This is a genomic window from Mycobacterium parmense (genome assembly GCF_010730575.1).
Classification (GTDB): Bacteria; Actinomycetota; Actinomycetes; order Mycobacteriales; family Mycobacteriaceae; genus Mycobacterium; species Mycobacterium parmense.
In genome coordinates, this window is record NZ_AP022614.1 from 5,621,852 (window position 1) to 5,633,219 (window position 11,368).

Genomic DNA, 11,368 nt, shown 5'->3' on the forward strand with positions numbered 1-11,368 from the left:
GACCATCACATGACCACTTCCGAGATCGCCACGCTGCCCGGCTACGAAGAGTTTGCGCCGTGGCTGCTGGTGGAGAAGCGCGGCAACGTCCACGTCGTGAGCATCAACCGGCCCGAGGCGTTCAACGCCGTCAACGAACAGGTCCACCACGCGTTCGCCACGATCTGGCGGGTGCTGACTGCCGACGACGACGTACGGGCGGTGGTGACGACCGGTATCGGTAAGGCGTTCTCGGCCGGCGGTGACATGGTGATGTTCGGGCGCCTCATCGAGGATCCGGTGGCACGTCAGTTTCAGATCACCGAGGCCCGCACGGTGTTTCTCGAGGTGATCAATTTTCCCAAGCCGCTGGTGTCGGCTGTCAACGGCCCGGCTGTCGGGCTCGGCTGCTCGATCGCTTTGTTGAGCGACTTCCTGGTGATGGGGGAGAGCAGCTACCTGGCCGACCCGCATGTCGCGGTCGGCTTGGTGGCCGGTGACGGCGGTGCCGCGATGCTTCCGCTGCTGATCGGCCTGATGAAAGCCAAAGAGTATGTGCTGCTCGGGGATCGGATCACCCCTAGCATTGCGGACAAGCTGAACCTCGTCACCAAAGTGGCCACCGATGACACCGTGCTCGACGAGGCGCTCGCAATAGGAGAGCGGCTGGCCGGGCTGCCGCCCCAGGCCCTGCGCGCCAGCAAGGTCGCGATGAACATGCACCTGTCGCGGGCCGCGCTCGGTGTGCTGGAGTACGCGCTGGCCGAGGAATACACGTCGTTCTCGACCCCGGAGTTCAAGGAGCGGGTGGCCGCGTTCCGGGCGCGCTCGAAGAAGTAGCCCGAGGGGCCGGCGCGGGAATCAGTCAGCGGTAGGCGGTCACTCGCGCGGTGATCGCCACCTTGCCGTCGTCGCCGATGGCCTGCGCATCGCTCACACCGGTGTTGCGGCCTATCCGCATCGTCGTGCCCTCATAGCGGGATTCGGTGCCGGCGAAAAACGGACGAAGAAAGTTCACCCGTAATGATCCCGTCTGCAGCAGACCGTCAAAGGGGTCCCGGTTGATCGCCGCCGATGCCGCGAGCTCCAGGCCGGCGGCGGCGACGCCCCCGTGCACGATGTCGATGTCGTTGTTCAGGTTGCGGTCGACCCGCTGCGCCAGCACCGTCGCCGGACCATCCTGCGTAACTTGTACCGCCATCAGGTCGGCGAAAGAGGTCTCGCCCGACCGGTGCAGCGTCTCCGGCCGTTGCTGGGGGACGACGTCGCCGGCGTCGATGAAGAACGACCGCACTATGCCTATGCCGATGACCGTGCCGCGATAGGTCAGCCTGCAGATGCCCAGCGACGTGGCACCCAGCGGACCCGGCGAATGCGCGCTGGCCAGCACCGGGCCGTCGAGGTCACCGACGTCGGGGCTGAGGTCCATCGACAGCTCGCTTGACACCGTCCACTGGCCTGGCCGTCTGCGGTAATGGTTGACGATCCCGGCAGCGGCGTCGACGAGGATCGCCAGAGGGCCCACAGTGGGAGCGTCGGTGCAAGGATTGCGGAATCGGTGCATCGGCATCGACAGCACGGCTGTGGCCTCGGGCGGGTCGGATTCGACGTATTCGATACCGAACCGGACCTGTATCGAGTCGGGTGTCTCGAGATCGTGCTCGTTTACCTGTTCGTCGACCCCGGTCATTCGAGAAGGTCAACGACGGTGGACAATTCGGCGCCGGTCAAGACGAACTCTTCTGCCTTCTGCAGGTGCCGCTTCCAGAGCTGGCCGGCCTTTTCGGCGTCGCCGTCCTTGATCAAGTCCAGCACCATCCGGTGCGTCTTCGCCGAGCGGCGGACCGCCTGCTCGGCGCGAGTGCCCTTGGTGGGCTGCAGCGACCGGTTGGCCTTCTCGATGATGTGATGCAGCATGTCGCTGACGATTTGTAGGGTGCTGTTGCCGGACAACCGCGCGATTGCGGCGTGGAAGTCGGTGAGCTGATCGACGGCTTCGCCGCCGGGATTCAGCTGCGATTCGCGTTCGACGATCTGCTCGAGTTCGGCGATCACCGTGGGATTGCGGTCCTTGGCCAACTGCTCGACCATCGGAACCTCGAGCGTCACTCGTGCGTCGTAGACGTCCTTGACCGTGACGCCTTCGTATTCGAGGATCAACCCGGCGTAGCGGGCGAGTGTCTCGCGCTGGGGGCGGGTGACGCGGGCCCCGCCGCGTACCCCACGCTGAACCTGGATCAGCGACTCCGACTCGAGCACGCGGAACGCTTCCCGCAGCGTTGGCCGGGACACGCCGAAACGCTCCATCAGCTCCGATTCCGGCGGCAACATGGTGCCTTCGGTGATCTCGCCGCGGATAAACATCCGCCTCAGCACTGTGGCCACCCGATCGGCCATCTTCGGTTCCCGAAGACTGGTGACCTCCATTGCAACCTCCACCGCTATGCGAATATGCGAATCAACTAACCATTTAGCAGGTTATCCGAATCGGCCGGTCGAGCCGGGAATTGGTGACTGTCAGTTAGCAACATCACCCTTTAATACCCCATTGCCCTTCCCATGAGGTCCTTCATGATCTCGGTGGTGCCGGCGTAGAGGCGTTGCACCCGCGAATCCCGCCAGAGCCTCGCCACTTCGTACTCGTTGATGTAGCCGTAGCCGCCGTGCAGCTGCAGGCAGCGGTCGATGATCTCCCACTGCACTTCCGAGGTCCACCACTTCAGCCCGGCGGCGTCCTGATCGCTCAGAGTGCCGTCGTTGACCGAGAGCACGCACTGATCGAGGTAAGTCTGGGCGGCGTCGAGTTTGGTCTGCATTTCGGCGAGGAAGTGCCTATTGACCTGAAACTTGCCGATCGGCTGACCGAACGCGGTGCGCTCCAGCGCGTAGGCCTTGGTCAGGTCGAGCGCGCGGCGGGCGGCCGGCAGCGCGTAGCACGCTACGCCGACCCGCTCGCTGGGCAGGTTGGAGACCAGATGGTAGAAGCCGCGGTTGAGCTCTCCCACCAGGTTGTCCTTGGGCACCTTGACATCTTCGAAGAACAATTCGGCGGTGTCGGCGGAGTATTGGCCGATTTTGTCGAGCTTGCGGCCGCGGGTGAAACCCTCCATCCCGTCCTCGATCATCAGCAGGCTGATGCCTTTGTGCCGGGCCGACGGATCGGTCTTCACGGCCGTCAGCACCAGCTTGGACAGCAGGCCGTTGCTGATAAAGGTCTTCTGGCCGTTGACCACCCAGTGGTCGCCCTCGTCGCGTGCGGTGGTCTTGATGCCGGCCAGGTCGGACCCGGCCGCGGGTTCGGACATCGCGATGGATCCGATGTACTCGCCGGAGACGAACTTGGGCAGCCAGCGTTCCTTCTGCTCCTCGGTGGTCAGGTCGTTGAGGTACGGCACCAGGATGTCGTTCTGCACGCCGAGGCCGATGCCGACCGAGCCGGTCAGAAACATCTCCTCGGAGATGATCTGGTTGAACCGGAAGTCCTTGACGCCAAGGCCGCCGTACTTTTCGTCGAACTCCCAGCCGATCAATCCGTGTTCGCCTGCGGCCAGCCAGGCCTCGCGGCTCACCTTGCCGTCGCGTTCCCACTTCTCTACGTTCGGCACGCATTCGCGCTCGAAGAAGCTCCTGGCGGTGGCCCGGAACTCGTCGTGGATTCCATCGAAGATGTTGCGGCGCATGGGCTTCCTTTTAATCGGTCCACGTGACGACGGCGGGTAGTGCGCGGCCGGGTGCCCAGCCCTCGTCGGAGTCCTCGAAGAGCCGCTCGGCGAGTAGCCCTTCGAGCTGATCGTGCGACCCGCAGAGCGCGTCGACCTGGAATCCGCGAGTGACATAGCGATGCAGGTCGTGCTCGGCGGTCAGTCCGATTGCCCCGCACACTTGCAGCGCCACGTCGCTGACGGCGCGGTGCGCCCGGCCGGCGGCGGCCTTGGCGGCCAGCGCCAACAGTTCGCCGCCATCTCGCCATGCCTCGCCCAGCAGCGCCCGCGCGCCTGCCAGCACCGCCGAGGCATCGGCCAGTGCATGCCGCGGCGATTGGAATGACCCGATCGGTGCGCCGAACTGGACGCGCACGCTGACGTGCTCGACCGCGATGCGCAGCGCCTGCTCGGCCAGTTCCACCAGTTCGGTGGCCAGCGCCCGACGGGCCGCTGTGACGGCGTTCTTCCATTCGTTGGTGGCCTCGACCGGCGGGGTGTCGATCGATCCGCTCACCCCTGTCCAATGCGTCGAAGCATCGAAGGTGTCCAGACGCCGGCCGTCAAGGCGCGACGCGTCGACCACTGCCACCGACACGGTGCTATTCGGCCCGGCTACAGGGACCACGATGCGGCCTTCCAGCGGTCCCAGGACGATGCCCGAGACTTGGTCGGCGTCGAAACCCGGCATGCAATTGGTGGACAAGTCCGGCAGCAGAACGTGAGCTACGGGACCGTCAAGCACTCCGGCCAGTTCGGCCAACATGACGCGGTCCAGGCAGTCCGTCAGGGCCAGTGATCTGCCTTGGGCGCGGAACAACAACTCGCACGCCTCGACGGGATACTCGGCCTCGATCTCCGACCAGCCCAACTCGGTCAGCCGCCCACCGATCGCGAGGTGTTCACCGGCGCGCTTGCCCGCCAGCTCCTCGAAGAGGCGAAACACCGCATCCTCGACCATCTGCCACGACCCGTCAACCGCCTGCTGGCTCATCGTTTCTCCTTGGGCAGCCCGAGCAGGTGGTCGGCGATGATGCCGCGCTGCACTTCGGCGGTGCCACCCATCACCGTGGCGGCCCGCGAGTACCACCACTCGGCCCGCGCGGTGTCCAGTTCGGCGCCGCCGCGGCGCATGCCGGCGATCAGGTGCTCCCGCTCGATTTCCAGGATGAGGTCGTTGACCTCTTTCTCGGCGCGGCCGAACAGCAGTTTGTCGATGCTGCTGTCGGCGCCGACCGCCTCGCCCGCGGCCAATCGGCGCACGGTGGTAGCGGTGCGTGCCTGGGCGGCCGCCACGTCGACATATACCCTGGCGAAGCGCTGGCGTTGGGCGTCGGGAGCGCCGGCGGCCACCATGTGCTCACGCAATCGGCCCAATTCGGTGAGCACCTTGTTGAGCACCGCGTAGCCGTACATACCGCGTTCGTACTGCATCAGATGCATCGCCACGGCCCAGCCGCCGTCGACGTCGCCGACCACGCGTTCACGGTCGACGCGGACGTCGTCGAAGAACACCTCGGCCAGTTCGCGTCGCCCGCTGGCCAGCGCGATCGGGCGAATGGTGACGCCCGGCGCGTCGGCGTCGACCATGATCATCGTCAGCCCGCGGTGGCGGCTCTCGGGTGTTCCGGTGCGGACCAACGCCAGCAGCCGCGTGGCGGTGGGCCCTTGGCTGGTCCAGATCTTCTGGCCGTTGACGACGAATCCTCCGGCCCCGTCGTCGACCGCGCGGGTGCGCAGGCTGGCCAGGTCGCTGCCCGACTCGGGTTCGGAAAAACTCTGACCCCACCACTCGGCGCCGCTGAGGTAACCCGGCAGATATGCCGCGGCCAGACGGGGGGCGAACTTCAGCAGGGCGGGGCCGAGCGTCTCCAGCGTCCAGTGTTGGGCCGGAATGGGCAGCATCGCGTGGCCGAGCTCCTCGTAGTAGACCGCACGGTGAATCTCGTTGCCGCCCAATCCACCCGCGGCCTCCGGCCAGCCGTAACGGTTCCAGCCGTCGGCGTTCAACCTGGCCATCACCGTGGCGTCGTGCGCAAGCCCGTCCTCGGCGCTGGCGAACGCGGCCGCGCGCCACTCGTCGGCTGTCGTCAAATTGCGCAGGTAACGCCGGAAGTCCTCGCGGTAAGCCGCGAGGCTGGTCAAATATTCGGGGTGGCGACCGCTATGCAGGGCGCTATCGACAGGGGCGGACAACTGGCTGCCCTTCCGTTGGTAATCGCGTTCGCCAGCCGGGGCTGAATCCGCTAAACAGTTATCTATAACAAGGTACACTAGCCCACGCCGACAATTCTGCGAGAGGGAGCGCCAATGACGGCTTCACCGGTCGCCGCGACAACTGTCCCGTTCAATCCCGAGGCCAGGCTTTTTATCGACGGTCGGCTGCGGGATTCGTCGACCGGGAAGACCGTCGACAACATCAATCCGGCTAACGAGGAAGTGCTCGGGCTCGCCACCGACGCCGGCGCCGAAGACATGGAGGAGGCCATCGCCGCTGCGCGGCGCGCCTTCGACACCACCGACTGGTCGGTCAACCACGAGTTCCGTCAGCGCTGCCTTATGCAGTTGCACGACGCGCTGCAAGAGGAAGCCGAAGATATCCGCGCCGAGCTGATCGCCGAGGTCGGCGCGACGGTGGGGATGACCCACATCGCACAGATGGGGTGGCCTCTGGCCGACGCCGTCCGGTGGCCGGCCCAGCTGATCTCGACCTTCCAGTGGGAGCGGATGCTCGATCAGGACGCGAAGATGGGCGTGCCGTACAACCGCGTCGTGGTCAAGGAACCGATGGGTGTCGTCGGCGCCATCACGCCGTGGAACTTCCCGTTCGAGATCATCAGCAACAAGGTGGGCCAGATTCTGGCCACCGGCAACACGATGGTGCTCAAGCCGGCCATGGAGACGCCGTGGAGCGCGCTGCGGTGGGGTCGAATCATTGCCGAGAAGACCGACATCCCGGCCGGTGTCGTCAACATCGTCCCGGCGTCCGACAACGACATCGCCCAGGTGCTTGCCACCGACCCGCGGATTGACATGGTCTCCTTCACCGGATCAACTGCGGTCGGCAAGCTCATCCAGCGGCTCTCGGCCGACACCATGAAGCGCAACATGCTCGAACTGGGCGGCAAGTCGGCGTACCTGGTACTCGACGATGCCGACATGGCCACGGCGCTGCCCGGCTGTATCGGCGCGCTGATGCATTCCGGGCAGGGTTGCGCGCTGGCCACCCGGATGCTGGTGCCGCGTTCGCATTACGACCAGGCCGTCGAGGTCGTCACCGCCACCTTCGGCGCTGTCACCGTGGGTGACCCCTCGGACCCGAACACCTTCTGCGGGCCGCTGGTCTCGGCCAAGCAACAGGCCCGGGTGCTGAACTACATCGAGACAGCCAAGCGTGACGGAGGCCGCGTCACCGTCGGTGGCGGCGTGCCCGACGGCCTGGACCGCGGCTACTTCATGGCACCGACCGTCGTTGCCGACGTCGCGCCGGACCACACGATCTTCCAGGAGGAAGTGTTCGGGCCGGTGCTGTCCATCACGCCGTACGACGGGGGTGACGACGGCGCCGTCGAGTTGGCCAACAACTCCACCTACGGCCTGGCCGGCGGCATCATGGGCTCCGACGAGCGCGCCATGGCCGTCGCCCGCCGCATCCGCACCGGCTCACTGATGATCAACAGCGGCATGTACTACGGCGCCGACGCCCCCTTCGGTGGCTACAAGATGAGCGGTATCGGCAGGCAGAACGGCATCGAGGGCTTCGAGCAGCATTTGCAGACCAAGACGATCGGATACCCCCTGTGAGCGACATTCTCAGCGGAATACGCGTCGTTGAGCTGGCGGCGTGGACGTTTGTTCCGGCCGCCGGCGCGGTGCTGGCCGATTGGGGTGCCGACGTCATCAAGATCGAGCACCCCGAGACCGGTGACCCGCAGCGCGGCCTGATCAGCTCCGGGATCGTCACCGCCGCAGGGGGAGTGAACCACTTCATCGAGCAACCGAATCGCGGCAAGCGCAGCATTGGGCTGGACACCTCGACCCCGGACGGGCTCGAGCTGCTGATGAAGCTGCTCGAAACCGCCGACGTCTTCGTCACGAATCTGCTGCCGGATTCGCGCCAGCGGATGGGAATCGACGTCGAGCAGGTGCGGGCGCGCAACCCAAAGATCATCTATGCCCGCGGGCACGGCTACGGCACCCGCGGCGACCTCGCCTCGCAAGGCGGCTTCGACCTGGCCGCCTACTGGGCGCGCGGCGGCATCGGCGACGCCTATTCCGCCGGCGACGGCTCATACCCGCCGATCCAGCGGCCGGCATTCGGTGACTCCTATGGCGGCCTCGCCATCGCGGGCGGCATCGCCGCGGCCCTGGTGAAACGCGAGCGCACCGGCGAACCGTCGGTGGTCGACGTGTCGCTGCTCAACGCCGCGATCTGGCAGTTGGGTCCGGACATCGTCGGTTCAGGCGTCACCGGTCAGGACATCCCGAAGTTCAACCTGGACGAGATGCCCAACCCGGTGGCCAGCATCTACAAGACCCGCGACGACCGGTTCATCGCCTTCGTGCTGCTGCAAGCCGACCGATTCTGGGCGGACTTCTGTACACGGCTGGGCCGCACCGACCTGATTGAGGACGAGCGGTTCGCCAACGCGGTGGTGAGGTTCGGCAACCGTCAGGAGTGCATCGGTGAGTTGCGCAGCGCCTTTGAGTCCGAAGATCTTTCACACTGGGAGAAGGCATTTGCCGGTTTCGACGGGGTGTGGGACGTCATGCACACCGCGCACGAGGTGCACAGCGATCCACAGGTGATCGCCAATGGGTATCTGCCCAAAGTCACCGATGCGAACGACAACAAGTTCGCGCTGGCGGCCAGTCCCGTGCAGTTCGACGAGACACCCTTGGACCTCAGGTGTGCGCCGGGCCACGGTGAGCACACCGACGCGCTACTGGCCGAACTCGGGTTCAGTGAGGACGAAATAATCGAGTTCAAAATCAATTCGGTTGTGCTGTAGTGGGTTCCGAGGAACTCGCGCGGCGCTTCCTGCACGTCAACCTCAATTGTTCCTCGCTGGACGCCACCGAAGGCCTCTATGTCAGGCAGCTCGGGCTCTCGGCGCGAATGCGCACCGATCCCAGAGTTCCGACCGACGGCAGCATCCTCGGCATCGACGGCGACGAAACCTTCTGTGAGACGTCGTTTCTCTACGACTCACGAGGCGCCCGCGCCGGCTGTGCTTTGGAGGCCATCGAGTTTCACAGCCCGGCGCTGAAAGCCGACCCGAACAGCGACCCGACTCGTCCCGGCATCCGGTCGACGCTGCTGACCGTGGCCGATCTCGATGCAACCGTCACAGCGTTGCGCGCAGCCGGCATCACCGTGGGCGGGCCGGTCGACGGCCTGATCTCGGGCGCCAAGTCAGTTCTCGCGCTCGACCCCGACGGCGCGGTCATCGAGTTCGCCCAAGCCCCGAGCGACAAGCCGGGGGCGGTGTTCGCCGGAATCCGCGTCGCCGCCATCGACGCGGTGGCCACCGGGGAATTCCTCACCGCGATCGGCTTCGATCAGGTTGAGGGGCCGGCACGCGTCGAGGTCGGCGGCGACCAACTCGCGCCCGGCGGGTCACCCGATGCCGTCAAATGCGCGGTGTCGCGCTACGCACTTGCTGAGGACGCGCACCAGTTCAGCCTCACCATCGTAGAACATCCCGACACCCGCAAGGCGGACCCGGTGCCGTGGGGCGGGAACCATCAAGGGCTGTACCGCTGCGCGCTGCGGGTGGAGAATACCGAGGCGGCGATGTCATTGGTTCCGAACTCTGTTGAGGTGATGGGTGATCCGGTGTGGTGCCCGCTGCCGGGGACCAAGATCGAGGGGCTGTACATCTCTTTCCTGCGCTCGCCCGACGGGGTCGTATTCGAATTCGTGGAGAGGCCGCTGAAATACTTCGGTCCAGCCGCAGTAAGGGGTTGAGCGTTGGATCTGCACGTACGCGGCAAGAGCTATGTCGTCGTCGGCGGAACGGCCGGCATGGGACTGGCGGCAGCACGCGCGCTGGCGCGCGAGGGTGCGTCGGTCGTGGTGGTCGGGCGCGACGCCGACAGGGGCAAGAACGCCGCGGAAGAACTCGCGGCCGCCGGCGCGGAATCGGCGCACAGCCTGGCTTTCAACGTGAGCCAAGCTGGAGCCGCGGTGGCCGCCGTCGACGAAGCGGTCCGGATACTTGGCCGACTCGACGGCATCGCCATCACGATGGGCACCGCCGGGATGATGCCCATCGACGCCGACGACGACGCCTGGGACACCGCGTTTCACGACGTCCTGCTGGCGACCACCCGCAGTGTGCAAGCCGCGCTGCCGCACCTCGCGGTCAACGGGGGCGCGATCGTGACCACCGCCGCGTACTCGGCACGCTCACCGCACGGCCGAGGCTGCCGTATGCGAGCCTCAAGGCAGCCGTTGCGACGTTCACCCGCGGCATCGCTCGTACACACGGAAGATCGGGTATCCGGGCCAACAGCATAGCCCCCGGTGCAGTGGAAACTGATGCGCTGCATGCCATTCGCGGATACGTTGCCGAAAGCAAGGGCTATCCCTACGACGAAGCCCTCGAGCGGGCGCTGGTGGAGGACTTCGGGTTCGACGCCGCGCTCGGTCGCCCCGGCCAGCCCGACGAGATCGGCGCGCTGATCGCCTTCCTGCTGTCGGATATCTGCGCTTTCGTCACTGGACAGACCATCTACGCCGATGGCGGGGCGCCGTAATCTCCTTCGAAGTTCAGGCCGTCGGCAGCGGCCCGGCCAACCCGCGGGGAGAGGTCCCGTACAGCCAGCTGACAGCCTGTCCGATCTCCGAAAAGGTCAGGGAAGAACCATCTTTGGCGTGATATGCGGCCGGAAACTCGGTGTATCCCCCGATGCGGGTCAGCTTGTCGCCGTTGATGCGCAGGATCTGCCCGGTGAGCCAGGACGACTGCGCGGACTGCAGCCATGCGACCACGGCGGAGCTGCGTGCAGGATCCAGCGCGGGATCGTCGGCACGGCCACCGAACACATCCGCTGTCATCCGCGACATCGCCAGGGGGGAAATCGCATTGACTGCAACACCATAACGCTGCGCCTCCATCGCGGTAACGACGGTCAGGTTGGCGATCGCGGCCTTGGCCGCACCATACGCACTCTGCCCGACATTGCCCCACAACCCCGCGCCGGACACCGTGTTGACGATGTGGGCGTCAATCGGGCTGCCCGCCTTGAACTGCGCACGCCAGTACTCGCAGGCATGTCGGGTGAGCGCGAAGGTGCCTTTCAGATGTACCGCGATGACGGCGTCCCAATCGGCCTCGCTGGAGGCGGCGACCATGGAATCACGCAGGATGCCTGCATTATTCACCACGCCGGTGAGCGAGCCGAAAGTGTCGACGGCGGTGGAGATCATGTGGGCGACGTCATCCCATGCCGACACCGAACCCGTATGTGCAATCGCCTTACCGCCGGACGCCTCGATTTCGGCGACAACGTCGGCCGCGGGGCCCTCCCCGTCGCCGCTTGAGCCATCCCTGCCGACACCTGGATCGTTCACAACGACGGCTGCGCCCTGCTTGGCCAACTCGAGACAGTGGGCGCGGCCGATTCCCCGGCCGCCGCCCGTCACCAAAACGACCTTGCCGGTCAGCGGGCCTTCAGGCATT

General features: G+C 65.9%; 10 protein-coding genes and 1 pseudogene. 5 read left to right on the top strand and 6 right to left on the bottom strand.

What is annotated here, in order from left to right; all coding sequences use genetic code 11:
- Positions 1-9: 9 nt before the first annotated feature.
- Positions 10-819, top strand: coding sequence for an enoyl-CoA hydratase/isomerase family protein (locus G6N48_RS26085; RefSeq protein WP_085269981.1), 810 nt, complete (start codon positions 10-12; stop codon positions 817-819).
- Positions 820-844: 25 nt separating this feature from the next.
- Here G6N48_RS26085 and G6N48_RS26090 read toward each other — a convergent pair whose 3' ends face one another.
- The 5 genes from G6N48_RS26090 to G6N48_RS26110 all read right to left on the bottom strand — a co-directional run bounded on the left by G6N48_RS26090 (position 845) and on the right by G6N48_RS26110 (position 5,876).
- A complete protein-coding gene (locus G6N48_RS26090; RefSeq protein ID WP_085269980.1) occupies positions 845-1,669 on the bottom strand; it encodes a PaaI family thioesterase in 825 nt (274 codons plus the stop codon).
- Complete coding sequence (locus tag G6N48_RS26095; protein WP_085269979.1) at positions 1,666-2,406, bottom strand: FadR/GntR family transcriptional regulator; 741 nt, start codon at positions 2,404-2,406, stop codon at positions 1,666-1,668. The genes G6N48_RS26090 and G6N48_RS26095 overlap by 4 nt, the downstream gene beginning before the upstream one ends.
- A gap of 110 nt (positions 2,407-2,516) precedes the next feature.
- Positions 2,517-3,659 carry an acyl-CoA dehydrogenase family protein gene (locus tag G6N48_RS26100; protein WP_085269978.1) on the bottom strand — a complete coding sequence of 381 codons (1,143 nt, stop codon included), beginning with the start codon at positions 3,657-3,659 and terminating at the stop codon, positions 2,517-2,519.
- A 10-nt stretch (positions 3,660-3,669) separates the two neighbouring features.
- A complete protein-coding gene (locus G6N48_RS26105; protein ID WP_085269977.1) occupies positions 3,670-4,674 on the bottom strand; it encodes an acyl-CoA dehydrogenase family protein in 1,005 nt (334 codons plus the stop codon).
- A complete protein-coding gene (locus G6N48_RS26110; RefSeq protein WP_085269976.1) occupies positions 4,671-5,876 on the bottom strand; it encodes an acyl-CoA dehydrogenase family protein in 1,206 nt (401 codons plus the stop codon). Before G6N48_RS26110 ends, G6N48_RS26105 begins: the two co-directional genes overlap by 4 nt.
- Positions 5,877-5,990: 114 nt before the next feature.
- On the opposite strand from G6N48_RS26110, the gene G6N48_RS26115 reads away from it, so the two are divergent.
- From G6N48_RS26115 to G6N48_RS26130, 4 genes and pseudogenes are all read left to right on the top strand, one after another.
- On the top strand, positions 5,991-7,484 hold the full coding sequence (locus tag G6N48_RS26115) for an aldehyde dehydrogenase family protein (RefSeq protein ID WP_085269975.1): 1,494 nt from the start codon (positions 5,991-5,993) through the stop codon (positions 7,482-7,484).
- Complete coding sequence (locus G6N48_RS26120; RefSeq protein WP_085269974.1) at positions 7,481-8,692, top strand: CaiB/BaiF CoA transferase family protein; 1,212 nt, start codon at positions 7,481-7,483, stop codon at positions 8,690-8,692. Before G6N48_RS26115 ends, G6N48_RS26120 begins: the two co-directional genes overlap by 4 nt.
- Positions 8,692-9,651: a VOC family protein gene (locus G6N48_RS26125; protein ID WP_085269973.1), complete on the top strand. Its 960-nt coding sequence runs from the start codon at positions 8,692-8,694 to the stop codon at positions 9,649-9,651. The genes G6N48_RS26120 and G6N48_RS26125 overlap by 1 nt, the downstream gene beginning before the upstream one ends.
- 57 nt (positions 9,652-9,708) lie before the next feature.
- Positions 9,709-10,442 (top strand): annotated as a pseudogene (locus tag G6N48_RS26130) (SDR family NAD(P)-dependent oxidoreductase).
- 13 nt (positions 10,443-10,455) lie between these two features.
- Here the strand turns inward: G6N48_RS26130 and G6N48_RS26135 are convergent.
- On the bottom strand, positions 10,456-11,367 hold the full coding sequence (locus G6N48_RS26135) for an SDR family NAD(P)-dependent oxidoreductase (RefSeq protein ID WP_085269972.1): 912 nt from the start codon (positions 11,365-11,367) through the stop codon (positions 10,456-10,458).
- Position 11,368: the final 1 nt, after the last annotated feature.